The 25,373-nt window shown below is 38.6% G+C and carries 21 protein-coding genes; 9 read left to right on the top strand and 12 right to left on the bottom strand.

Annotated features, from left to right (window positions below; all coding sequences use genetic code 11):
* Positions 1 to 53: 53 nt before the first annotated feature.
* Together hyuR and pucI are read right to left on the bottom strand one after the other, a co-directional pair.
* Positions 54 to 788: an aspartate/glutamate racemase family protein gene (hyuR, locus tag SOI76_RS10560; RefSeq protein WP_104080496.1), complete on the bottom strand. Its 735-nt coding sequence runs from the start codon at positions 786 to 788 to the stop codon at positions 54 to 56.
* A complete protein-coding gene (pucI, locus tag SOI76_RS10555; protein ID WP_104080495.1) occupies positions 785 to 2,254 on the bottom strand; it encodes an NCS1 family nucleobase:cation symporter-1 in 1,470 nt (489 codons plus the stop codon). Before pucI ends, hyuR begins: the two co-directional genes overlap by 4 nt.
* 401 nt (positions 2,255 to 2,655) lie before the next feature.
* Here pucI and SOI76_RS10550 point away from each other — a divergent pair, with 401 nt between their 5' ends.
* Positions 2,656 to 3,396 (top strand): GntR family transcriptional regulator, encoded by a 741-nt coding sequence (locus tag SOI76_RS10550; RefSeq protein ID WP_104080494.1) that lies wholly within the window; start codon positions 2,656 to 2,658, stop codon positions 3,394 to 3,396.
* Between the two features lie 49 nt (positions 3,397 to 3,445).
* Here the strand turns inward: SOI76_RS10550 and ttdR are convergent, their stop codons facing one another.
* Positions 3,446 to 4,336 carry a LysR family transcriptional regulator gene (gene ttdR / locus SOI76_RS10545; protein ID WP_104080493.1) on the bottom strand — a complete coding sequence of 297 codons (891 nt, stop codon included), beginning with the start codon at positions 4,334 to 4,336 and terminating at the stop codon, positions 3,446 to 3,448.
* A 196-nt stretch (positions 4,337 to 4,532) separates the two neighbouring features.
* On the opposite strand from ttdR, the gene SOI76_RS10540 reads away from it, so the two are divergent.
* From SOI76_RS10540 to SOI76_RS10530, 3 genes are all read left to right on the top strand, one after another.
* Positions 4,533 to 5,219: a hydrolase gene (locus tag SOI76_RS10540; RefSeq protein WP_104080492.1), complete on the top strand. Its 687-nt coding sequence runs from the start codon at positions 4,533 to 4,535 to the stop codon at positions 5,217 to 5,219.
* A gap of 109 nt (positions 5,220 to 5,328) precedes the next feature.
* A complete protein-coding gene (aepA, locus tag SOI76_RS10535) occupies positions 5,329 to 7,203 on the top strand; it encodes an amidohydrolase (RefSeq protein WP_104080491.1) in 1,875 nt (624 codons plus the stop codon).
* A gap of 56 nt (positions 7,204 to 7,259) precedes the next feature.
* The gene (locus SOI76_RS10530; RefSeq protein WP_104080490.1) at positions 7,260 to 7,421 is read left to right on the top strand and encodes a DUF1427 family protein; all 162 of its coding nucleotides are present in this window, start codon (positions 7,260 to 7,262) and stop codon (positions 7,419 to 7,421) included.
* Positions 7,422 to 7,490: 69 nt separating this feature from the next.
* On the opposite strand, the gene arsC is transcribed toward SOI76_RS10530, so the two are convergent.
* On the bottom strand, positions 7,491 to 7,919 hold the full coding sequence (gene arsC, locus SOI76_RS10525) for an arsenate reductase (glutaredoxin) (protein ID WP_104080489.1): 429 nt from the start codon (positions 7,917 to 7,919) through the stop codon (positions 7,491 to 7,493).
* A gap of 84 nt (positions 7,920 to 8,003) precedes the next feature.
* Between arsC and SOI76_RS10520 the strand changes: the two genes are divergently transcribed.
* Together SOI76_RS10520 and arsB are read left to right on the top strand one after the other, a co-directional pair.
* Positions 8,004 to 8,333 carry an ArsR/SmtB family transcription factor gene (locus SOI76_RS10520; RefSeq protein ID WP_104080488.1) on the top strand — a complete coding sequence of 110 codons (330 nt, stop codon included), beginning with the start codon at positions 8,004 to 8,006 and terminating at the stop codon, positions 8,331 to 8,333.
* Positions 8,334 to 8,437: 104 nt separating this feature from the next.
* Positions 8,438 to 9,472 carry an ACR3 family arsenite efflux transporter gene (gene arsB / locus SOI76_RS10515; RefSeq protein WP_104080487.1) on the top strand — a complete coding sequence of 345 codons (1,035 nt, stop codon included), beginning with the start codon at positions 8,438 to 8,440 and terminating at the stop codon, positions 9,470 to 9,472.
* Positions 9,473 to 9,552: 80 nt separating this feature from the next.
* On the opposite strand, the gene alsR is transcribed toward arsB, so the two are convergent.
* Entirely contained in the window at positions 9,553 to 10,455 is a 903-nt protein-coding gene (gene alsR, locus SOI76_RS10510) for a LysR family transcriptional regulator (RefSeq protein ID WP_104080486.1), read from the bottom strand.
* A 101-nt stretch (positions 10,456 to 10,556) separates the two neighbouring features.
* Between alsR and SOI76_RS10505 the strand changes: the two genes are divergently transcribed.
* From SOI76_RS10505 to ahpF, 3 genes are all read left to right on the top strand, one after another.
* Entirely contained in the window at positions 10,557 to 11,117 is a 561-nt protein-coding gene (locus SOI76_RS10505; protein ID WP_104080597.1) for a chromate transporter, read from the top strand.
* Positions 11,117 to 11,638 (top strand): chromate transporter, encoded by a 522-nt coding sequence (locus SOI76_RS10500; protein WP_104080485.1) that lies wholly within the window; start codon positions 11,117 to 11,119, stop codon positions 11,636 to 11,638. Before SOI76_RS10505 ends, SOI76_RS10500 begins: the two co-directional genes overlap by 1 nt.
* Positions 11,639 to 11,813: 175 nt before the next feature.
* Entirely contained in the window at positions 11,814 to 13,379 is a 1,566-nt protein-coding gene (gene ahpF / locus SOI76_RS10495; RefSeq protein ID WP_320541593.1) for an alkyl hydroperoxide reductase subunit F, read from the top strand.
* A 51-nt stretch (positions 13,380 to 13,430) separates the two neighbouring features.
* Here the strand turns inward: ahpF and SOI76_RS10490 are convergent, their stop codons facing one another.
* From SOI76_RS10490 to SOI76_RS10460, 7 genes are all read right to left on the bottom strand, one after another.
* Positions 13,431 to 15,437 carry an esterase/lipase family protein gene (locus tag SOI76_RS10490; protein ID WP_104079481.1) on the bottom strand — a complete coding sequence of 669 codons (2,007 nt, stop codon included), beginning with the start codon at positions 15,435 to 15,437 and terminating at the stop codon, positions 13,431 to 13,433.
* A gap of 115 nt (positions 15,438 to 15,552) precedes the next feature.
* Positions 15,553 to 16,494 (bottom strand): ABUW_2363 family tetratricopeptide repeat lipoprotein, encoded by a 942-nt coding sequence (locus SOI76_RS10485; protein WP_205668400.1) that lies wholly within the window; start codon positions 16,492 to 16,494, stop codon positions 15,553 to 15,555.
* A 105-nt stretch (positions 16,495 to 16,599) separates the two neighbouring features.
* Positions 16,600 to 17,412: a serine O-acetyltransferase gene (gene cysE, locus SOI76_RS10480; protein ID WP_017399897.1), complete on the bottom strand. Its 813-nt coding sequence runs from the start codon at positions 17,410 to 17,412 to the stop codon at positions 16,600 to 16,602.
* Positions 17,405 to 18,244: an RNA methyltransferase gene (gene trmJ, locus SOI76_RS10475; protein ID WP_016145007.1), complete on the bottom strand. Its 840-nt coding sequence runs from the start codon at positions 18,242 to 18,244 to the stop codon at positions 17,405 to 17,407. Before trmJ ends, cysE begins: the two co-directional genes overlap by 8 nt.
* Positions 18,245 to 18,258: 14 nt before the next feature.
* Complete coding sequence (gene dnaE, locus SOI76_RS10470; RefSeq protein WP_104079482.1) at positions 18,259 to 21,822, bottom strand: DNA polymerase III subunit alpha; 3,564 nt, start codon at positions 21,820 to 21,822, stop codon at positions 18,259 to 18,261.
* A 198-nt stretch (positions 21,823 to 22,020) separates the two neighbouring features.
* Positions 22,021 to 23,088, bottom strand: coding sequence for a type II asparaginase (gene aspQ / locus SOI76_RS10465; RefSeq protein WP_014206524.1), 1,068 nt, complete (start codon positions 23,086 to 23,088; stop codon positions 22,021 to 22,023).
* A 670-nt stretch (positions 23,089 to 23,758) separates the two neighbouring features.
* The gene (locus tag SOI76_RS10460) at positions 23,759 to 25,066 is read right to left on the bottom strand and encodes a dicarboxylate/amino acid:cation symporter (RefSeq protein WP_057076075.1); all 1,308 of its coding nucleotides are present in this window, start codon (positions 25,064 to 25,066) and stop codon (positions 23,759 to 23,761) included.
* Positions 25,067 to 25,373 lie beyond the last annotated feature (307 nt).

Below are 25,373 nucleotides of genomic sequence, written 5' to 3'. Positions count from 1 at the left end.
CTTTGTTTCAATTCCAACTCTGAGTTTTGAGCTGGAATTGAAACAGTAACTCTTTAGCGTACTCCAAAACCTGACAATATGCCTGTGTAGTTCTTTACAGGAGGTGGGGCCCAATCACCAACTTTGCTGGTTTTTAAATTTAATTGAACTAATATTTCAGCTTGTTTAACGGCTGCTGTAACGCCGTCAATAACGATTACACCCAACTCGTTTTGTAGCTTTAGGCATAAATCGCTCATACCTGCACAGCCCAAAACAATTGCATCGCTTTTATCTTCCGCGAGTGCTTTTTTGCACTCATCTCGTATTGTTCGATAAGCATCTGAGTCAGGAAGCTCCAACTTTTCAACTGTAATGTCACAAGCTCGAACATTTTTGCAAAATGGTGTAGCCCCATAGCGATGAGCTAAATGCCAGCTCATATTCACTGTGCGTTGTAAGGTGGTGATCACACTAAAACCAGTACTAACATAACTTGCAGTTCGCATAGCTGCTTCGGCAATCCCAATCACAGGTGCTGAAGTCATTTCACGGGCAGCATAAAGCGCAGGATCACCAAAACATGCAATGATATAGGCATCGACATTTAGCTGTACACCTTGGTGAATTTCTTCTAACACACCTACTGCACTTAGAGCTTCATCATAATAACTTTCAATTGTTGCAGGTCCCATTTGAGGACTCACAGCAATAATTTGAGTATCAGAATTTGCGACTATCTTTGCTGATGCAGCAATTTTGTCTGTCATGCTTTGGGTGGTATTAGGGTTAATAATTTTAATTTTCATTGTACTTTTACCTTCGTCATTGCCGATTTAGCATGGGCAAGCGGTTGATTAAGAAATCGGTAAATGACAAAACCAAATCCCATACCGATAAACCATGTGAAATTAGCAAGTGCAGAGAGTTGTGGTAAAAGCACACATAGAATAGGAATTAATGAAGCTGGAATTAAGGCATAAAAGGCAGAGTGGTTATAACCATTTTTGTACCAATACAAACCTTTGCTATCTAAGGTATATAAATCATCTACCACAATTTTTTGTTTTTTAACGAGGTAAAAATCGGCGAGCAATACACCGAAAAGTGGACCGATAAATGCACCTAAAATATCAATGGTGTAATGGATCACTTGAGGATTATTAAACAAATTCCATGGGGTAATGAAAATTGAACCTACTGCTGCAATCATTCCACCCATACGCCAGCTAATTTTGCTCGGTGAAACATTAGAAAAATCAAATGCAGGTGAAACAAAGTTAGCAACAATATTAATTCCGATAGTGGCAATCATTAAGGTTAAACTGCCTAAAATCACCACAAATGTGTTATCTAGTTTTCCAACCATCTCGACAGGGTCTGTAATGAGCTTGCCGTACACTGGAAGCGTTGCTGCAATACACACCACAGTAAGTAAAGAAAAGCCTAAGAAGTTAATCGGTAGCCCAAGAAAGTTCCCCATTTTAATAGCATTAAAGCTTTTGCCATAACGAGAAAAGTCACCAAAGTTCAGCATAGGCCCTGAAAAATATGAAACAACAAGCGCAATAGCACCAATCATGACAGGTACAACCGCAAAGCCGTCGTATTGAACACCGCTCAAGTTTAAATCAATATTTTGCCAGCCAGCTTTCCAGATGAGCCATACTGCCATCGCAAACATCACAACATAGACAGCTGGACCTGCCCAGTCAATAAATTTACGTATGCTTTCCATGCCAGACCAAAAAACAATCGCTTGTAGTAGCCAAAGCAGCATGAAGCCAACCCATCCTAAATAGGAAAGCCCAAGAAAGCCGTAAGTTGAAACATCAGCATAGGGTGACCATTCTGGAAAGAACTTTAAAATGACTAATAAGAATGCACTTGAGGCCAAATAGGTTTGAATGCCATACCACGCGACAGCGATAAGACCCCGAATAACAGCAGGAATATTTGCACCAAGCACACCGAAAGTGGCACGACAAATAACAGGATAGGGCGTGCCTGTTTGTTGGCTAGACTTGGCAATCAGATTTGTAAAAAACTGAACTATGGCAATGCCGATGAGTAAAGATAAAAGTACCTGCCAGCTGTTCAGCCCGAGTGCAAAAAGGCTCCCAGCCATGACATAACCGCCGACACTATGAACATCAGACATCCAGAAAGCAAAAATATTATAAGCGCCCCATGTTTGCTTTTTTAAAGGAGCTAAGTCTTGATTTGTCAGTTTTGCATCATAAGAAGGTTTAATTATTGATTCGGTATTATTCATCTTGAACACTCACTTCCCTTATGTTGGGCTGGCACGTTCTTCAGCAGCTTGAAATTCTGGCTAAAAGAATGAAATTAAAATTGTGCACAATGTGATATTTATATTGTGCACAATTTTAATTGAGCAAAAGTTATGCCAAATTTAAGAAGTAGCGCTTATGAGTTATTTAAACTGGTATGAATTTTGGATATGAAGAGACAAATTTATAAAATGAGAAGTGCTTAATTTTTTATAAAAAGTAAGTAAAGTTAGGTGTATAAGTGGATATTTAGAAGTCTAATATTGAATTGTTTAGCTCAACATTAGTGTTTTGGAAATGAGAGCAATATTCCAAAACGCTTAAGTTAAACTTACACTACAGTTATTAGATAAAGTTTTAGAAAGAGGAGGCGTTAATAAAAATGGAGAAATCAATGCCATCAAATGCACCAAAAAAAGCCGTAGAAATGAGCAATGATGAAATTGATGACCATATATATAACGCTATTGTAGATGCTATTTTAAATCGACAACTCGTTCCTGGCGCACGTTTAGTTGAAGCACCTTTGTGTGAGGCATTTGGTGTAACGAGGGGAGTGTTAAGACGTGTTTTCGTAAAACTTGCCCATGATAAGGTCATCGAAATTCAGCCCAATCGTGGAGCACTCATCGCAAAACATAGTGCTCATGAAACAAAAGAGGTCTTTGAAGCACGCAGCATGCTTGAAATCGCTACTGTAAAAAAGCTAGCTCAAAAGTCACATAGCCTAGATTTTAGTGAGCTTAGAAGCTTAGTAGATCAAGAGTCTCATGAGCGTTTAGCTGGCAATTGGGCCGAGTGGATTAAGCTATCAGGGCAATTTCATTTAAAGCTAATTGAAGCAAATCAAAATACGATTATGATCAGTTATTTGCAGACGCTTATTGCAAGGACTTCGTTATTAATTGGCTTATATGAAATTCCAAAACATAATAATTGTTCGGCTGATGAACACCGTGCAATTTTAGATGCAATTGAGCAGGGTGAAGAAAAACGAGCAACTCAATTGATGGAAGAGCATTTAGAACACTACGCGACGACATTTGTTGAACAAGACAGTACAGCAACAGCAGAGCAAAATTTATTAAATTTATTTAAAAATAAGAAGATTGAAACCATTTAAACTAACTAAAAAATAATGGGCCATTCCTTCTGGAAAAGGCCCAAATTGGTTATTTTATGGGAACGATTTGACGTGTTAGAAAATCAATAAATAATTTTACTTTCTTCGATAAAATCTTACGGTTTGGCCATGTAACATATAAGTGAAGCGGCTGACTGGTGTAGTCTTCCAAACATTTCTGTAATTTACCTTCTTTGTAGTAAGGCTCTGCAATAAACTCTGGAAGAAAGACGATACCATGATCTTTCAAGCACATATCTAATAATAATTCACCATTATTACAGGTCATCACAGGGAAGCAATTAAAAGACACTTCTTTTTGATCTTTTTGGAAAATCAATTTCTTATGTCGGCTATCCTGATAATAAATTAGAAACTTATGTTCTTTAAGTTCTTCTAATGAATCTGGTAATCCATGCTGATTAAAATACTCAGGTGTTGCATACAAATATCGTTGATAGGTATTTAATATTTTACTATTTGCCAAATTAGGAGGAGAGCCATCTACACGAATGGTTAAATCAAATTTATTATTATTCATGTCTAATAGCTGATCAGTCATGAATAAATCAATTTTGATGCTGGGATATTTCTCTATAAAGTCCGAAATGATATGTTGAAGAAAAATGTTGCTAAAAGACATTGGTGTATTGAGCTTGAGTTCGCCTTCAGGGTACTGCTGATTATAGCTAATTTCGTATGCAGCCCATTCGAACTCACTTAAAATGACTTTGCTATGTTGATAAAACTTTTCCCCACAAGAGGTGAGGTTCATCTGTCTTGTTGTTCGAGTTAAAAGTGTGGTTCTGAGGTCGTTTTCGAGGTGGCAAACACGTTTGGCAACTAAGTCACGAGAAATATCGAGTGCTCTGGCTGCGCTACTAAAATTCCCATGTTCTACAACACTTACAAAAGTGGAAATACAGTCTAATCGATCCATGGATAAGCGAAAGGTAAAAAATATATATCAATGATTAAACTATAAAAATTAAAAAGCAATCATTGTTTTGATTGTATTCGTACAGAATACAGATTCGTGCTGATTTGCTGTCTATGCTTTTACATTTTTATCTGTTTTCATAATAACCAGTAAGCAATTTTAATGCATTACTCATAAGGAATAATGGAGTTTACCCATGAATAAATCACTTTTAGAACAACTATCACCAACCAATTGTCAGGTTATTTTTATTGATCATCAGCCACAAATGGCTTTTGGGGTACAGTCAATAGATCGCCAAGTATTAAAGAATAATACTGTAGGATTAGCAAAAGCAGCTAAAACATTCAATATTCCTGTCACCATTACCACGGTTGAAACTGAAAGCTTCTCTGGTCATACCTATCCAGAACTTTTAGATGTATTTCCAGATGCTCCATTACTAGAACGTACTTCAATGAATTCGTGGGATGACCAAAAAGTACGTGATTCGCTTGCAAAAAATAATCGTAAAAAAGTGATTGTTTCAGGTTTGTGGACTGAAGTGTGTAATAACACCTTCGCTTTTGGTGCGATGCTTGAAGGGGATTATGAGATTTATATGGTCGCGGATGCTTCAGGTGGTACATCGAAAGAGGCACATGACTATGCCATGCAACGTATGATTCAAGCTGGTGTTGTTCCGGTAACTTGGCAACAAGTATTACTTGAATGGCAGCGTGATTGGGCACACCGTGATACGTATGATGCAGTTATGGCGATTGTCCGTGAACACTCTGGTGCTTACGGTATGGGTGTGGATTATGCTTATACGATGGTACATAAGGCACCTGAGCGTACAACATCAGAACATGAAGTACTTGCACCAGTTCCTGCAAAATAAAACACTACTGATTTAGGTAAAGGCATGTCTAGTATTCAATATTTAAGTGATATTAATACAGATATGCCTTTATTTTTTAGAACGATAACTCACAAGAATGGAGTTCAGAATGACCGAAATAAACCTCATACTCATAAACGGTAAAATCACAACATTAGACCCCAAAAGTCCAGAAGTACAAGCAATTGCGATTGCAGATGGTAAAGTGTTACGCACGGGTACAAATGATGAGGTTATGAAGCTCGCAACACCAACAAGCAAAGTTGTAGATTTAAATGGCCGTCGCGTTATACCGGGTCTAAATGACAGTCATCTGCATATTATTCGTGGTGGCCTAAATTACAATATGGAACTGCGCTGGGAAGGTGTGCCATCCGTTGCTGATGCATTACGCTTACTCAAAGAACAAGCAGACAATACTCCAGCTCCACAATGGGTTCGTGTCGTAGGCGGTTGGACTGAATTCCAGTTTGCCGAAAAGCGTTTACCGACTTTAGAAGAAATTAATAAAGCTGCACCAGATACTCCAGTATTTATTTTACATCTATACGCTAGTGCCTTGTTGAACCGAGCTGCACTTGATGTATTGGGCTTTAACAAAGACACACCAGACCCACCGGGTGGTAAGATTGTACGTGATGAAAAAGGTGAACCAACAGGTCTGTTGCTCGCAACTCCATCCGCTATGATTTTATATTCGACCTTAGGGAAAGCACCAAAATTGCCAGTTGAAGACCAAGTCAATTCAACTCGACATTTCATGCGTGAGTTGAACCGATTAGGCATTACTTCAGCAATTGATGCAGGTGGCGGTGGGCAAAACTACCCTGAAGATTATGATGTGATTAAGCAATTGCACGATCAAAATCAAATGACGGTTCGAATTGCTTATAACCTATTTGCTCAAAAGGCAGGCCAAGAGCTTGATGATTATCGTCGCTGGACAGAAATGACATTTCCGGGTGATGGTGATGAGCTATTTAGAATGAATGGAGCAGGTGAGAACCTGACGTGGTCAGCGGGTGACTTTGAAGATTTCTATGAGCCACGTCCAGATTTACCAGAAAAAATGGAAGGCGAACTCGAAGCCATTGTAGAACACTTGGCTGAAAAGAAATGGCCATTCCGTATTCATGCAACTTATGATGAAAGTATTAATCGCTTACTGAATGTATTTGAAAAAGTAAATTCAAAACAGCCATTTGCGACACGATTTATTATTGACCATGCCGAAACTGTATCTGAGCGCAATATCGAACGTATTGGTGCGTTGGGTGGCGGTATCGCCATTCAACATCGTATGGCATATCAAGGTGAGATTTTCGTAAAGCGTTATGGTGCAGAGGCTGCTCAGGCAACGCCCCCAGTCAAGAAAATGTTAGAACTTGGTGTACCTGTCGGTGCGGGGACAGATGCGACTCGTGTTGCCTCTTATAACCCTTGGGTGTGTTTGTATTGGCTAAGTACAGGTAAAACAGTCGGCGGTTTACCTCTCTATGATGAAAAAAATCTATTAGACCGTCAAACAGCACTCAAACTCTGGACTAAAGGTTCAGCTTGGTTCTCAGGTGAAAAAGATATTAAGGGTTCACTCACAGCAGGGGAACTCGCCGACTTAGTTGTGTTGTCAGATGACTACTTCAAAGTTGAAGCAGAAGATATCCAGTGGATTGAGTCTGTACTCACTGTTTTAGGCGGCAAAGTGGTGTACGCAGGGGCAGAGTTTAAGCAAGACGATCCGCCATTACCGCCAGCATCTCCAACATGGTCACCAGTAAAACGCTTTGGTGGCCAGTGGCGTTTATCCGAAAATCGTAATGCACCTTCGAATCAATCATTACAGTCACAAAGTGCATTGTGTGCATGTGCTAGCAGCTGTGGCATGCATGGACATAGCCATGCTTGGATGCTTGATGTTCCTGTTAATGATAAGGACAAAAAATCTTTCTGGGGCGCACTTGGGTGCTCGTGTTTTGCATTTTAAATAAAACAGTATGGGAACCTGCTGATTAAATGGCTTGATTCTCTAAGGTATGTACGATGAAAATGTACTTGTTATCTTTGGCTGTAGGGTTGCTTGTTGGTGTCTTATATTATGTTTTCAATGTTAAGTCACCAGCTCCACCTCTTGTTGCATTAGTCGGTTTATTAGGCATGGTAATAGGAGAGCAACTGCTTCCTTTTATTAAATCCTATTTTTAATCCGTTTCATTCAGAAAAAGCTAAATGGTGCCATGTCATTTAGCTTTTTATATTAATAAGTATCTTCAATTACTTAATACGACGGCTTTGTTCATCAATGATCACTTCACCATCTTCTTTTGCAAAATAGCCTAAGTTTTTTGAATCTAAAATGTCGAGCACCACTTCAGAAGGGCGGCAAAGTCGTGTGCCTTTTGGTGTAACCACGAATGGGCGATTAATTAAAATTGGGTACTGAACCATAAACTCAATTAACTGCTCATCGGTCCAATCGGCTTGTTCCAACTCTAAATCTTTATATGGATCAACATTTTTACGGATTGCTTCACGTACTGTTAAATTTGAATTCTTAATGAGTTGGATTAGCTCATCTTTACTTGGTGGTGTTTTTAAATATTCGATAATTATAGGCTCAAGACCTGCATGACGAATGAGTGCCAAAGTATTGCGTGACGTGCCACATGCAGGGTTATGATAGATTTTTACTTGCTCAGTCATGGTAAATTTATTGTCAAATTAAGATATTGCATTTATATATGGATATCCGTATATTTGCAATAACGAATATATTCTGTTGAAGATATGATCAACCAAGTCGATTTCTTTAAATGTCTATCTGACCAAACTCGGTTAAATATTCTTAAATTAGTTCTAAATAAACAAAATATTTGTGTCTGTGAGCTAACAGAGCAGCTTGAGTTGAGCCAACCGAAAATCTCCAGACACTTGGCCTTATTAAGAACTCATGGCGTATTACTGGATGAAAGAAAAGGCCAGTGGGTCTATTACAGCTTAAATCCTGATTTACCTATCTGGGCTTTAGATATTTTAAAAGTGATCGGAAATGATGGGACTGGGACAAGAGTAAAACAACAGGATCAGCCTTTCATTACGACAACGTGCTGTGATTAATCTTCCTAGCTTTCCGTCTTTAAAATTCAGATTTTCTTAGCATAAGTGCATAAGTCATTTGTGTGTATTGAGAAAAATTAATCAATTCTTTCTTCGAGTAGAACATGACCAAACAAGGGCTTTCCTTTTTAGATCGAAACCTGACGCTATGGATTTTTATAGCAATGGCTTTAGGTTTAGCTATTGGAGTTTTCTTTCCTCAAGCATCTGTGTCTTTAAATGAATTAAGTGTAGATAACGTTAATATTCCGATCGCAATCGGCTTAATTTTGATGATGTATCCACCTTTAGCAAAGGTTGATTATGCTGCCTTACCAGAAGTATTTAAAGATAAGAAAACTTTAACTTTATCGCTGGTACAAAACTGGATTATTGCTCCAGTTTTAATGTTCATTCTTGCGATTGTTTTTTTACATAACTATCCGGAGTATATGACGGGCCTTATTTTAATTGGCTTAGCACGTTGTATTGCAATGGTTTTGGTTTGGAATGGCTTAGCTTGTGGTGACAACCAATATGTTGCAGCTTTGGTTGCCTTTAATAGTATTTTTCAGATTTTATTTTTTAGCACCTATGCATGGCTTTTCTTAAATTTCTTGCCGCCATATTTTGGTGTGGCAGGACAAGTCATTGATGTTAATTTCTGGACCATCACATATGCTGTTTTGGTGTATCTAGGTATTCCATTTTTAATGGGATTTTTAACTCGTTTGATTTTAGTTAAATCAAAAGGGTTAGATTGGTATCAAACAAAATTTTTACCAAAGATCAGTCCAATTAGTCTTATTGCTTTGCTATTTACCATTGTGGCGATGTTTAGTCTAAAAGGCGGCGATGTGGTGAGCTTACCTTTAGATGTATTACGTATTGCGATTCCACTTACGATTTACTTTGTGGTGATGTTCTTTATCAGCTTTTTTATGAGTAAACGGCTGGGGAATAATTATCCTCAAACCGCGGCAATTTCATTTACTGCGGCCGGTAATAACTTTGAGTTGGCTTTAGCTGTTGCCATTGCAACTTTGGGTTTAGCATCACCTGTGGCATTTACCACAGTGATTGGACCATTGGTTGAAGTCCCTGTTCTGATTTCATTGGTTTCGGTTTCGCTTTGGTTAAAGAAAAAATATTACGCTTAAGAAATATAACAAAATTTATTTGATCAAAATTTTATTAAAGTGTCTTTAGATAGGCACTTTTTATTACCCAGCTTTTAAACTCAAGTCATTGTCGGTAATAGTTTTTGCATGAGTTCAATAAAGTTTGAAACTTTAGCTGAATTTTCATTTTCTCTTGTAATCAAGTAAATAGGCGCATTTAGTTTTATTGAATCATCAAACTCGCGATACACAATTTCATGGTCCCAAAAGTTATGCATTGAGGCTGGCACAATAGTGATGCCAATTCCAGCAGCCACTAAATTTAATGTTGCGGTGGGACGAGGGGCTTCCTGAATAATGCGAGGACTAAAACCTGCCTGATAGCAGCTATATAAAATATTGTCATATAAACCTTGCCCAGAAGAACGACGGTATAAAACAAAATTCTCATCTGACAAATCACTTAAACTAATTTTCTCTTTTTGTGTAAGTGGATGTCCTATAGGTAATGCCACTACCATTGACTCATCTAATATATGAAGATGCTTTAACCCAATATCACGGCTGATCGGTGCTCTTAGAAAAGCAATATCTAACTTTTCCGAAATTAACCAGTCCAGTTGTTTTTGACTGCCTGCTTCCTCAAGTTTGGTTTGTACTGCAGGATATATTTCACGATATGAACGTAATACTAGTGAAATGAGGGGGTGTAAGCCTGCTGAACTTGTAAAACCAATATTAAGTTGTCCAGTTTTACCTTGGCTAACGTCTTGGACTAATTTTGGAATATGTCGAGCATGCTCTAATAAAATTTGTGCTTCTTTAAATAAGGCTAAGCCCGCTTCTGTAGGTTCAATGCCACGCGGTTGCCTTACAAGCAACTGTGTACCGAGTTCTTGTTCTAGTTTTTTGAGTAAACGTGTTAAAGGCGGCTGCTGAATAAATAATCGGTTTGCCGCATGTGTGATATTCCGTTCTTCTACTACTACCACAAAGGCATGAAGCTTATGTAAATCTAGCATAGGAATACCTTTAGGGTATGGTTAGTGAAAATAAAAGCATTTGTAGATATATCATAAAAGTAGCATTCTATGCTGGTCAGATAAAGTGAAAAGTAATGAAAATGAACCATGTTGAGATTGCCGTGCAGAAGGAGAGCGTACCGACCTGCACAGAGTTATTTTTAGGTTTTTTAACATTAGGTTTAATTGGATTTGGTGGTGTGTTGCCTTTGGCCCGTAAAGTTGTTGTAGAGCAAAGACAGTGGCTAAGTCCTGAAAAATTCACTGAGTTACTGGGTCTGTGTCAATTTTTACCGGGCGGCAATATCATTAATTTATCGGTTGCGATTGGCATGGAGTTTCGCGGTGTCCGTGGTGCAGTAAGCTCTCTGATTGGTTTAATCTTTGCTCCAACAGTCATTGTTGTACTTTTACATTATGTCTATGAGCAGTTTCAAGATAACTTGATGGTTAAGCACCTTTTCGAAGGTTTAGCAGCAGCAGCAGCAGGGCTTCTGGTGGCAACTGGCTTAAAAATGTTGAAACCATTATTACGTAACCCAATAGCAATGTGTGTTGTAGTGGCGGCAATTGTCAGTATTGCTTTTCTAAAAATCTCCTTGCTTTTGACCATGCTAATTTTGTTGACTCTTTATTCAACTATTATTTGGAGACGTGTGTAATGGGCGCAGTTCTACTTACTTTAGCGATCATTTTTACTCAATTGTCTCTTATCGCATTTGGTGGCGGAAATACGATTTTGCCTGAAATGCAACGCCAAGTGGTTGATATTCACCAGTGGATGACAGCACAAGAATTTAGTGCTCTGTTTGCTATGGCTCAAGCTGCACCTGGTCCGAACATGATGATTGTACCTTTGGTGGGATGGCATGTAGCAGGGTTGTCAGGTCTACTCGTGACCTCTACAGCTAAATTTTTACCTTCATCGATTATTACTGTGTTTGTAATGAGAGGTTGGTCGAAATTTAAAGATAAGAAATGGCGCCGTGTTTTACAGCTTGCTTTACAACCTGTCACTGTTGGAACGGTGCTTGCCAGTGCTTGGATTATCTCTGAGGCAGCGGCAATAAATACTTTACTCATTATTATGGTAGTCATTGCAACTTTATTATCTTTAATTAAAAAAGTTCATCCCTTGCATGTTTTGATTGCTGGGGCTGTATTTGGTGTGGTCTTACTCTAGTTTAATCAGTTTGCCGACCTGCGCTGGATGAGTTCAGGTCGGCTTTTTTTAATTGCGGAAATAATAAAATCTAAAAAACCGATCAAATCTATAAAAACATACTGTTTTACCTATTCTGTGTTTTAACGTACTATGCATCTATTGAAAGAATTTGGATGCATTGGAGTAAAAACAGATGTTAGATCAAAACATTAAAACTCAATTAAAAGCTTATTTAGAACGTTTAGAAAGTCCAATCGAATTAGTTGCTGCTTTAGATGAATCAGATAAAGCTGCTCAAATTAAAGAATTAGTTTCTGAAATCGCTGAGCTTTCTGACAAAGTAACTGCCCGTTTTGACGGTAACAATACACGTCGTCCAAGCTTTGGTGTAGCTAAAGCAGGTGAACAGCCTCGTGTGTTCTTTGCAGGCTTACCAATGGGCCATGAGTTTACGTCTTTGATCTTGGCACTGTTACAGGTATCTGGTTATGCACCTAAAGTGTCTGATGAAGTACTTAACCAGATTAAAGGTTTAAACCTCAAAGCAAACTTTGATGTATTCGTATCGCTTAGCTGTCATAACTGTCCGGACGTGGTACAGGCGCTTAACCTGATTGCGATTTATAACCCGAACACCACAGCAACCATGATTGACGGTTCATTCTTCCAAGATGAAGTGGAACAACGCAAAATCATGGCTGTGCCGATGGTATTCCAAGACAACGAACACATTGGTCAAGGTCGTATGACCCTTGAAGAGATTGTAGCGAAACTTGATACCAACTCGGCTGAAAAAGATGCAGCAGTACTCAATGCTAAAGATGCATTTGATGTATTGGTGATTGGTGGTGGACCTGCAGGTGCAACAGCTGCAATTTATGCGGCACGTAAAGGCATTAATACCGGTATCGTGGCTGAACGCTTTGGTGGTCAGGTCATGGATACCATGGATATTGAAAACTTCACGTCTGTGCAAAAGACTCAAGGTCCTAAGTTTGCTGCCGAGATGGAAGCACATGTTCGTGAATATGATGTCGATATCATGAACCTGCAGCGTGTCAGCAAAATCACGGGTGCCAACCAAACTGCAAATGGCTTGGTTGAAGTTGAACTTGATAACGGTGCGAAACTTGAATCGAAAACTGTGATCCTTTCAACAGGTGCACGTTGGAGAGAAATGAATGTACCGGGTGAACAAGAATACCGTACTCGTGGTGTTGCGTACTGCCCACACTGTGATGGTCCATTGTTCAAAGGCAAACGTGTTGCGGTGATTGGCGGTGGTAACTCTGGTGTTGAAGCTGCAATTGATCTTGCAGGGATTGTTGAGCATGTCACTCTGGTTGAGTTCGATACCAAACTTCGTGCTGACCAAGTGTTGCAAAACAAATTGCATAGCTTGCCAAACACCACTGTGATTATGAATGCCTTAAGTACAGAAGTGCTGGGTGATGGCTCACAAGTGACTGGTCTTAAATATAAAGACCGCGCCACTGATGAAGAGCATGTGGTAGAGCTTGCAGGGATCTTTGTACAGATTGGTTTACTGCCAAACACTGACTTCTTGAAAGACAGTGAAGTTGAGTTAACCAACCGTGGTGAGATCATTGTCAATGACCGCAACGAAACCAATGTTCAAGGTGTGTTTGCTGCGGGTGACTGTACGACTGTACCTTACAAGCAAATCATTATTGCCACAGGTGAAGGCGCTAAAGCATCACTCTCTGCGTTTGATTACATCATCCGTTCTGGGCAGTAAAATTTAATACTAAAAAGAAAGAGCCAAAGGTTATCCTTTGGCTCCTTCTTTTTATGGTTTATATAAACCATGTTCGACTAAATGCTCTCGTAAAATACGACGCAGTTCTAATACAGCTTGTGGTGTAAGCTGGATTGAGTGACCACCAGGAAGAACTTTTTCTGACTTTGCTCCGTCTAAGTGAGCACTTTTATACGGAACGATACCATCGGTAATTACATTTGGATCATCGCTCTTGGTTATATTTCCCATAATTGAATGGAAAACTAAGCCTTGGTGTGGATTAATATCTTTTGTGAGCTCCATAAATTTAGATTGATGACTTAAATCACTTGGTCCATTTTGAATCAAACCATTGTCAATATTACTCAAGAAATCTTTAACATCTAAATTTTCGGTTGTTAGTGACGTGGCAACAGCCGACAAAAATGCACCGGGTAAACGAATAATTTTACGCGCTGCTAAAGTAAACCAACGATCCGCATAATCTGTACCGCGATGAGGAGAAGCCAAGAAAATTGCACGATCAAAATTATTGATTGAATGCATTTGCAATCGTTCAGTAACCATTGGATGTTTTTTAAAGCGGTTTTGCTGACGAATCGTCATCAACTCTAAGGCAGGTTTAGTGATATCTCCATCACTGACCAGTAAACGGCTGATAATACCTCCCATACTATGGCCCACAAGAACAGCATCATGTGCAGCAGGGTCACTTGGGTTTAATGAACCAAAAGCTTGTTTCAAGAGTGCATAAATCTGAAAACGACTTTCCAAAATTGGCATGTTGGTCGAATAGAAAACTTGCCAAACTTGGTAATTGTCTCTTAAAACCGTATCGCCCATAACATCATTGGTCAGTGCAATCCATGCCTCGGGGCTACTTGCCAAGCCATGGACTAACACAATAATTTTCTTATTTGGATTGTACGGTTCAAGCATGTAGAGATGTGGCATAGTTAAATGCTGATCGCGATCAATCAGAGTTAAATAGGCTGCAACCCCCAAATTGTTTTCGGCTAACCATAGGCCATAAGGTGCTGAAAAGTTAGCTGCTAGAGGATATTGCTTACCCGCTACATTAATATTATCTGTTCGATATGGATCATAAACTCGGATTATGAATTCAGGATTATTAATAATTTCTTCAACAGTACTTGCGTGTTTGGGTTCAGCTACAATAGTCGCAGCTAAGTAGCGTGCATGATGAATATTTGGGTTCACACCATTTTTATAATTATATTTAAGTGGGTCTAGGATATATTCATTAATATCTTCGCTTCCTGAACTTGGGAAAACAGCCACAAATTCAGATCCAAAGCCATCACGGCGGTTAATAGTTCTTAAACCTGAAAAATTTAAGTTATAACTTGAAATTAGTTTTTCTAATTTTTGACCTGATAACTGTCTATGAAATTCAAAGTCAATTGAGTAAACACTTTTACCAATGTGAATTTGTGGTTCAACCACATTTTTCTTGGGGTGTCTTAAATCATAAACACTGACCATTTTGGCGATTGCTTGATTATAGAAATCGCGAATTTGAACCTGTCTATTATCAAAAATACGGTCATTAGGCTGACGTTTCGTTGAAAATAGATACGCATAGCTATAACGAATACTTTTATCTAATAGACTCAATTGCTGGTCTAAGCAATCATCATATCTATTCAGAATATTCTTTTGTTCTTCTTCAGATTTATGTTTAGTAAATCTACTTACTTTACAGTCAGAGGTATCTGATAAAGCTATTGCTTTTGCGAGATACATCTCGCTTGCTGCTGATAAGAACTGTTCATCTAAAATTTGAGGAAGGTTTTTGAGTTGATTTACACAGGTCTCAGGGGTGTCTGTACAAACTTTAGCTTCCTGACCAGACATAGATAGAACATTCAGGCTTGCTTCGCTGAGTTTATCTTGCGTGAGAATACTATTACGTTCATTTGCAATCGTTACATTCAAAGCTTGCTGCTTAACATTTACGACCTGACAACCACTCAGAATTGAACCGAGTAGCATGACCGTCAACAGTGTTTTGCTTATTTTTATTGAAAACATTAGGGTCAAAATATAGTGGCTCAATGGTAGGTAGATCATACAAATTTTAAAGTAATTTTCAAATGATCAAATATAAAAAAGGGCTGTCAAAACAGCCCTTTTTAAATCATTAAACTTACTTTTTAGATGTTTCAGTAGGAGTAGCAGGAGACATAGCTGGGTTAGTCAAAACTTGCCATACATTCCAACGACCTTGTTTTTCAATCTCTTGAATTAAACGATCAGCAACTTCCGCTTCATCTGGATATTTAACTTTATAATTCTTCAGCGTCTGAATCGCATTTTTCTTTTGCTCCATCGCAATATAGTTATTTGCTGCAGCTAGATATGCTTCTTGAACATTACCTTTAATGGCTTTGTCTAAATATGGAATGGCTTCACGTTGGCCGCCACCTTCAGATAAACCAAAACCAAACCAGAAATTTGTTTCCGCATCATCTGGATTAATTTTTAAAAGTCTTTGAGCATATTCTAAAGATTTAGTGGTATGAACAGTACCTAAATCAAGGTTACGTGCAAGAACACTTGCTTTAAAAGCACGAAGTAGAATATCAAATGATGCATTTTCATTTGCAGCAAGTGTATCGAGTTGCTGTGTTACTTCTTTTAGTTTACTTTCAAAGCCTTTACGTTCTTGGCGGTCAGTAAAGCGAGGTGGGTAGTGACGTGCTTTACCTTCTACTAACTGTAAGAAGTCATCAATAGATGTTACGTCAATTTCATTTTCACCCGCTAAAACTGCGTATTTCATTGAACGTTGTGAATTATTTACAGTCGGAACAATGAGTTTGTTGACGTCGAGTGTAAGCTGTTTGGTCGGATCATCTTGACGATTTACCACCATTTTCGTTACAGGCTGTGCAGCAGCATCTTTTAATGCAACTTCAAATACCGGTGGCTGATCATAGTTAAAAGGATTAAGTGCATAAAAAGGAGGAGTAAGCTCTGGTTCCTTGAAAACAAAAGGCTCAATTTTTTGTTCTTTTACTGGGGCCATTGTACAAGCGGTTAAACTTGAGGTCGCAAGGATAATATATGCCAAAGGCTTAAAATTCATAGGATCTTCCGTTCATTTTAGTAAAGTCAGATTTGGTACAGGTAAGTCTAGGAAAAGCTAAACAGACATGCAAGGGTAAGCGTGTTACATTATGAATCAAGAATATTACGTTTTTGATGTCTTATCTTGCGCACCGCATTCACGACGAACTTCTTCAATAATTTTCAATTCTTCATCACTAAAAGGCTGTTCATCCTGACTTTCTTTTTTGAAACTCGGATCTAGCTCTGATAAACGTTGGCATAAATTATTCATACGAGTTTCATTATGCTGAATACGATCAAGTAAAACGCGCATACCTTCTAAAATTGGGTCTGACTGATCAGCAGTTGTCGCGTAGGGAGCGAAACCGATACTTTGTGCATAATCACGGCGACGTTCTTCATCTTTATTCTTGTCGGGGGTATCTTTATAAATATAGCGAGCAGGGTTTCCTACAGCGGTCACGCCAGCAGGAACAGCTTTAGTCACCACAGCATTTGAACCGACTTTAGCGCCTTTGCCTATGGTAAATGGTCCTAAAATTTTTGCACCCGCACCAACAACAACGCCATCTTCTAAAGTTGGATGTCGCTTACCTTTATTCCATGTTGTGCCACCTAGGGTAACACCATGATAAAGTGTAACATCATCACCAATTTCAGCAGTTTCACCAATCACAACACCCATACCGTGATCAATAAAAAAACGTTTACCGATTTTGGCGCCAGGATGAATTTCGATGCCTGTTGCAAAACGGCTAAATGAAGAAAGAAGACGAGCAGCCCCTTTACAATCTTTTTGCCATAATTCATGTGCGACACGATGCATCATAATTGCATGGATGCCAGGGTAGGTGGTAAGAACTTCAAGTGTATTGCGTGCAGCAGGATCTCGCGCAAATACAGCCTTTATATCTTCTTTAAGCTGTTTAAGCATTGGGTTGATCCTCCTTGTCAGATAATGCTTTTTTCCATTTACCACTTGTTAGGGCTTGTACACGACTAAAAATACCGCGAAGTAAATGATATTCCATACGATCTAATTGTATACGACCAAATAAACGACGCAAGCGTAAAGGTAATAAACGTGGATTGTCTGGATCTAAAAATTCAATTTCAGTCAGCATCTTTTCTAGATGAGGATAAAACTCTTCCATTTGTTGCTGAGTAACCAAAGGCTCATCCCATTGCATGCTTTGACCTTGGACTAATGGCATTTCTTCTGCATCTTGGTCCACGTTTTGTTGCTCTAGAGCAGACATGCGAAGTTCGTAACATACGACTTGAATTGCTTGCGCAACATTTAATACGCCATAGTCCGGATTTACAGGAATTGTTAAATGATAATTGGCCAGTGCTAATTCTTCGTTTGTTAAACCACGATCTTCACGGCCAAAAACAATCGCAATTTGTTGTCCTTGAGTGGTGGCTTTAATGGCTTCTTTAGCTGCAGGTCGTACATCAAGTAGAGGCCAAGGAATGGTGCGGCTACGTGCACTTGTTCCAAACACTAAATGGCAATCTTTAATGGCATCTTCTAAAGTATCTACAATCTCAAGATGTTCAAATAAATCTTGAGCACCAGCAGCGAGCGCTTGTATATCTGGATGCGGATATGTTTTTGGGGCAACCAGAACTAATTTAATTAGTCCCATTGTTTTCATTGCACGTAAAGCGCTGCCAATATTAGCAGGCAAAGTGGTATTTACCATGACAATACGCACTTGTGCTAACTGTTTTGACACAGTGGTGTGATCAAACGAACTCATAAGATTTCCAGAAATTACGAATATTGAGAAACTTCGCTTTGGTATAAATCCAATGCATCGTCCATGGACATGCCTGAAGGAGGAGAGGCAACAGTTTGCGGACGGACAGGTTCTGCTGCTTTAGCTGCTTTCGACTTTACTTGATATTCAATGTAAATATTATCTTTTCCAAAATAATCTCTGAGTTTAGCAAGTAATTCATCTAGAGGAGCGACTTTCCATTGTGGACCAAGTTGAAGCTCTGCTTGAGCATAAGGTTGATCAATCAGGAGTTGTAAAGTGATATGTTGATGCATATCTACATTGCAAAATGGCAAGATGATATTTTGCAGATCTTTTGCCAAAGTAGCTTGCATAAACTCTTCTGCTAATTTGATCTGAATACTGTTAGCACGTTTTTGTCGTATTTCATTTAAAGTAAAAGCCTTGGTTAAACGACCCATTGGACGTTCAAAGCCTTCTCTCTCATAAATTTCGCCTTCAAAGACGACAACACGCTCAACTTGGATAATATCTTTAAAACGTTGGAAACGTTCATGGTTGCAACTTACTTCAATACGAGCTGTACCGTCATCTAGTACGATAACTACGCGATTTGGGAAGTTTGCCACGTCAATCACTAGTCCTGCATAGACTGTTGTAACGCCACGACGTGTAGCCGTAATTTCATTAAGTTTTACAGGAATAAAAGCTTTAAGTTCTTGGCGGTAAACATCAATTGGATGACCAGTGAGATATAGACCAAGCGTGTCTTTTTCGCCTTTTAGACGAACTTCATCACTCCACGGTTTAACGGGTTTAGCTGGCTTACGCTGAACTTCTTCAACCTCACCAAATAAATCCATAATACCGCTTTCACGGTTACTGCGCGCTTGTTCGGCAGCTTGAACAGCTTCAGGCAATTGCGCCATTAAGCTTGCGCGTTCAATTCCTAAGCAATCGAGTGCACCTGCACGAATTAAAGCTTCAAGAGTACGCTTATTGATTTTCTTCAAATCAATACGATGGCAAAAATCGAATAGATCTGTATAAGGACCAAATTGTCGACGAGAGTCAATAACTGACTGCATCGCTTGTTCGCCAACGCCTTTAATTGCACCTAAACCATACACAATCGTTTTATCATCGCTCGCATGGAAATGATAAGTCGACATATTGACGGATGGTGGTAAAACTTCTAGGCCATTATTTCGGCAGTCATCAATTAAAAATACAACACTGTCCGTGTTCTGCATTTCCGATGACATTACCGCTGCCATAAACTCAGCAGGATAATGAGCTTTTAACCATGCAGTATGGTAGGCAACGAGGGCATAAGCAGCGGCGTGAGATTTGTTGAAACCATAGCCTGCGAACTTTTCCATATAGTCAAAAATATGGTTGGCTGTACTTTCGTCAATCCCTTTTTCAGCAGCACCTGCTAAGAAAATTTGACGCTGCTTAACCATCTCCTCAGGTTTCTTTTTACCCATTGCACGACGTAGTAAGTCAGCGCCACCGAGCGTATAACCCGCACAGATCTGTGCTGTCTGCATTACCTGTTCTTGGTAAACCATAATCCCGTAAGTCGGTTCTAATACACCTTCAAGAAGGGGGTGAAGATATTCAAAATCCCCACCATGCATACGGTGAATAAAGTCAGGAATAAGATCCATTGGACCAGGACGGTACAATGATACGAACGCAATAATCTCTTCAAATTTACTTGGACGTGCTTCTTTAAGCATTCGTTTCATGCCGACGGATTCAAACTGGAATACCGCGGTTGTATTTGCATCGGCAAAGACAGAATATGCTTTAGCATCGTCAAGTGGAACATGCGAAATAATAAGCGGATCATTACTATCGCGATTTTTATTAATATTTTGAATTGCGTCTTCAATAACGGTTAAGTTACGTAAACCCAAGAAGTCGAATTTGACGAGACCGGCTGCCTCTACATCGTCTTTATCGTATTGAGCAACACGGCTGGTTCCGTCTTCATCACAAAGTACAGCCGAGAAATCGGTAATCTTACCTGGTGCAATAACAACACCACCGGCATGCTTACCTGTATTTCGGGTAATACCTTCTAGTTTTAATGCCATTTCCCAGATTTCACTCGCGTCATCATTATCTGGGTTAGATGGATTGGTAACAATATCTTTAAGCTGAGGTTCCATCTCAATAGCAGTGGCTAAGTCCACACCGAGTGGTTTAGTAGGAACCATTTTTGAGATACGATCAGCTAAACCGTAAGATTTACCCAATACACGGGCAACGTCACGAATAGCACCTTTTGCCGCCATCGTACCGAAAGTTGCAATTTGCGACACGGCTTCACGGCCATATGTACGGGAAACATAATCAATAACGCGGTCACGTCCGGCAATACAGAAGTCGACATCAAAGTCGGGCATCGAAACACGTTCTGGGTTTAAGAAACGTTCGAAAAGTAGATCGTAACGAAGAGGATCAAGATCAGTAATTTTTAAGCTATATGCAACGAGCGAACCCGCACCTGAACCACGGCCTGGTCCGACAGGAACGCCATTATTTTTTGCCCACTGGATGAAGTCCATAACGATAAGGAAGTAACCTGGGAATCCCATTTTGAGGATAATGCCGACTTCATAATCAATTCGTTCATCGTAAGGTTTACGAATCTCAGGCCAGTCTTCACCACGTTTTTCAACAGGGTAGAGATAATCTAAACGTTCTTCTAAACCTACTTTTGACAAATGCTCAAAGTAAGTGTCGATGGTAAAGCCATCTGGAATTGGGTAGTCAGGTAAAAAGTAGGTGCCAAGTTGTAGGCTAACATTACAGCGTTTTGCAATGTTATAGGTGTTTTCGATAGCACTTGGGATATCTGAAAACAACTCGATCATTTCATCGGAGGTTTTAAAGTGTTGCTCAGGACTATATAAGCGTGGACGACGATCATCTGCTAATACATAGCCATCAGCAATACAAACACGGGCTTCGTGTGCCTCAAAATCTTCTTTTTCTACAAAGTGCACATCATTATGCGCAACTACACCGACATTATATTGAGCAGCAAGTTTAGCGGCTTCTTGAATAAAATCTTCTTCACCAGGACGATCGGTACGTGTTAAAGCCAGATAAACACGGTTACCAAATTTTTCGATCCATGCTTCTAAAAGGGGAGCTGCTTTTTGAGGGTTAGATGAGCAAAGCATCTGACCCACATCACTATGCTGGCCAAGTAAAACAATAATATCTTGATGTTGTTCAAGTACCCATTCTTTTTTTACACATGGAATACTGAGTTGTTGACCTTCAATAAAACCGCGTGAAACGATTTCGGTAAGACTTTTCCAGCCTACATTACTCATTGCAAGTAAAGTTGCACGATGTTGAGCATCGTCAAGGCGAATTGTGCTACCTAAAAGCGGTTTAATTCCTTTTTTTAAACAAGAATTATAAAATTTTACTGCTGCATGGAGGTTTGATAGATCGGTTAATGCCAGCGCAGGCATTTGGTCTTTAACCGCAGCGTTGACCAAGTCAGGTATGCGAACTATCGACTCTGTAATCGAAAATTCTGTATAAATACCGAGATGAACAAACTGCATAAACCAATCCTTAATACGACTGCAGCATAGTTTAGCACGCAAAGTTAAAACGAAATGCTTAATATTTTGGCAAACTGTTAAGGATTTTATTATTTAAGAAGAATGATTTGAATATCTATTGTACAGATTGAATATAAAAGAGCTTATTTTTAAGAAATAGGACCAACCCAAACTTTATGTTTGGGCTGGTTGAAAAACTTAGTACTGCCAGAACATGCGCTGAATTTCTTTCGTGTCATTAGTCTTAGTAAGAGCTAAAGCTGCAAGAAGACGCGCTTTTTGAGGGTTTAAATCATGTGCTGCTACCCAACCATATTTAGAGTCAGGTTGTTCTGCATCACGTAATACGAAACCTTGTGCGACACGTGATGAACGGATAATTTGAATACCATTTTTGTCGTGAAGATTTTGTAAGGTTGGTACGATATATTTTGGTACAGAACCGTTACCAGTACCTGCATTAATGATCGCTTTAGCACCAGCTTTTGCATACGCTTCATATGCATCTGGAAGCATAGAGTCTGAACCATAAACGATCTGTACGGTTGGAAGTGCATCGCCTTTAATATTTTCAATATTAAATTCTGAAGCATTGGTATGACGTTTTACAGATTGTCTGAACCAATACGGCTTGCCTTCAACTAATGTACCTAAAGCACCCCATTGGCTAACAAAAGCATTTGTATGGATGTTAATTCCTTTAGTCACATCACGTGCAGCAAATATAGAGTCGTTCATGAGAACCATAACGCCTTTATTTTTTGCATCATCAGAAGCTGCCAAAGCAACTGCACTATAAAGGTTAAGTGGACCATCTGCTGAAAGAGCAGTTGAAGGACGCATTGAACCAACAAGTACAATTGGTTTATCAGTATGAACAACCAAATTTAAGAAAAATGCTGTTTCTTCTAAAGTATCTGTACCGTGTGTAATCACGACACCATTAACAGATGGCTTTTTAACAAGCTCATTCACTTGACGAGCAATTTCTAATAATTCCTTATCAGTAATACTCTCAGAAGCGATTTGTAATGCCTGAATACCAGTTACATTTGCTAAATCTTTGATTTGTGGAACTGCGTTGATTAGGGTATCAACAGGCACCTTTGCAGCAGTATAAGTTGCACTGTTTGCCGAGCTTGCGCCAGCACCGGCGATAGTACCGCCAGTTGCAACAACAACAACATTATTTTTTGCATAAAGTGGGAGAGAGCAGGCTAATAAGCCCATCGCTAAACCTAAAGATTTAACAGTTTTAGTCAACATCGAAAATATCCTTATGAAGTGACGAAGTAAAAGTTTGTTGAATATGACTGCTTTTCCTAAGCAAAATACATACCATGTAAAACATATTCATAACTTGTTTGAATAAGAAGCATCCCTGAATAGCATTTTGTTTCATCAACAATAGCTTAGTCATTGCTTTTATTTAGCGTTAATAAATAACATGAATAAAATAAAAAATCTATTAAGTTTTTCTAATTTATCTTGATTTGTTTATTTTTTAATATAAGTAAAACAAATGATTTTTTTATCTTTATAAAATTAAAAAATAATAGATATATTTAAGTAAATTTTTGCCATTTGATATTTTTATATTATTGATTTTTATTGTTATAATTTAAAATTAAGATATTTTTAAATTTTTCAGTATAAATTGAAAAATAATTCTATTAATTTAATATAATTTAATTGTTTTAAATTGAATTAAAATTTAATCACTTGGTATTTATTTTTAAAAATATAAAATTTGTTTGAGTGATTTTTATTCTATTTTTAAGGTTTGATTCATGAAAATTTAATAGCAGTTTAAAGTCATTATTTAATATAAAAATATAGGTGAATTTCTGCCATCAATTTTAAAATAAAAAAAGAGCAATTTTATAAGGTCATATAAAATTGCTCTTAAGTTGGGAGAGTGGGAGAAAAGAGAAACTTAAGCTGTCGTTTGTTCTTGAGTTGATTTAATTAATACTGGCTCTGGTAGTTCTTCAGCATCTGCCACTTTATCGCCTTCAAGCTTGGCAACAACTGCGGTCGCAATACTGTTACCTACTACGTTTGTTGCAGTACGGCCCATATCAAGGAACTGATCGATACCGAGTAATAAAAGGATGCCAGCTTCAGGTAAATGGAACATACTGAGCGTTGCTGAAATAACGACAATAGAAGCTCGTGAAACACCGGCAATACCTTTACTTGTTACCATTAGAGTTAACAAAATTAAGATTTGTTGAGTGAAACTAAGATCAATATTGTAGGCCTGAGCAATAAAGAGTACTGCAAACGTGGTGTACATCATTGAACCATCAAGGTTGAATGAATAACCTAAAGGTAATACAAAGCTCGTTACTTTTTTAGGCACACCAAATTTATTTAGGGCATCCATTACTTTAGGGTAGGCTGATTCACTTGAAGCTGTAGCAAAAGCGAGCGTTACAGGTTCACGAATTAATTTGCCTAAGCGAAAGATATCTTTTTTAAGTACGATTGCACCTACAGAGAATAAGATGATCCACAGTAATAAAAGACCGAAGTAGAACTCTGCGATTAAAATGCCATAATCAACAATCAAGCCTAAACCTTGTACTGTAATTGCCGAAGCGATTGCTGCAAATACTGCTACAGGTGCAAACATCATGACGTAATCAGTAATACGGAACATGATCTTGCTGAGTTCATCAGTCAAACGAATAATCACTGAATCTTTTTCTTTGCCTTGATTTACAAAAGCGAGAGCTGAACCAAAGAAAATAGAGAAAACAAGAACTTGTAAAATATCATTGTTTGCCATTGCTTCTGCAATGCTGCGAGGGAACACATGGCTGATGAATGATTGCAGGGTAAAACCACTAGTTGTTGGAAGAGAAGCGCCACTCAATTGCTGAGCTGTTGGTAGTGCTAAATCTAAAGCCGCACCAGGTTGGAAAAAGTTTGCTAAGCCCATGCCGATCGCAAGCGATACAAACGAAGCGGTAATGAACCAAGTCATCGACTTAACAGTAATACTGCCGATTGATGTTGATTTTCCCATTGAGACAATGCCCGAAACAATTGTGGCAAATACCAATGGGGCAATAATCATTTTGATAAGACGTAAAAAGATGTCTGTACCAATGTTGAAATAAGAAGCGATCTGTTTGAGTTGTTCACCTTCATTGAAGAAGTGGTGACAAATCCAACCTGTTAGTACGCCAAGTAAAATAGCAATAACAATATACTTGAGCAATTTCTTTTGCTTCATATGAACCTCTATCCATTTGATTCAATCATCCTTTGATGGGATTTGGATAATTGAAAGCTTTCCTTGTTAGTTCAGTCCGGTCGTTTTAACGATTTTATCTTCCTAGATCTGTATCTGTTTTAACCGAATCGAATATGGCGATGTTGTTATGGAGAGGGATTGTTGCTCGATTTTGAAGCAGTGTGAAATGCAAAAATATATTGAACCATGCATTTTTTGCATAATAAAAATTGGCTAAGTTAACAGAATATAAGTGATTTTGAACGTATGGTAAAAAATATATGAATAAAAACGTGAACTAATTTTT

This window comes from Acinetobacter pittii (assembly GCF_034064985.1).
In the GTDB taxonomy this organism is placed as follows: domain Bacteria; phylum Pseudomonadota; class Gammaproteobacteria; order Pseudomonadales; family Moraxellaceae; genus Acinetobacter; species Acinetobacter pittii_H.
This window is presented reverse-complemented; position numbering and strand designations above follow the sequence as displayed.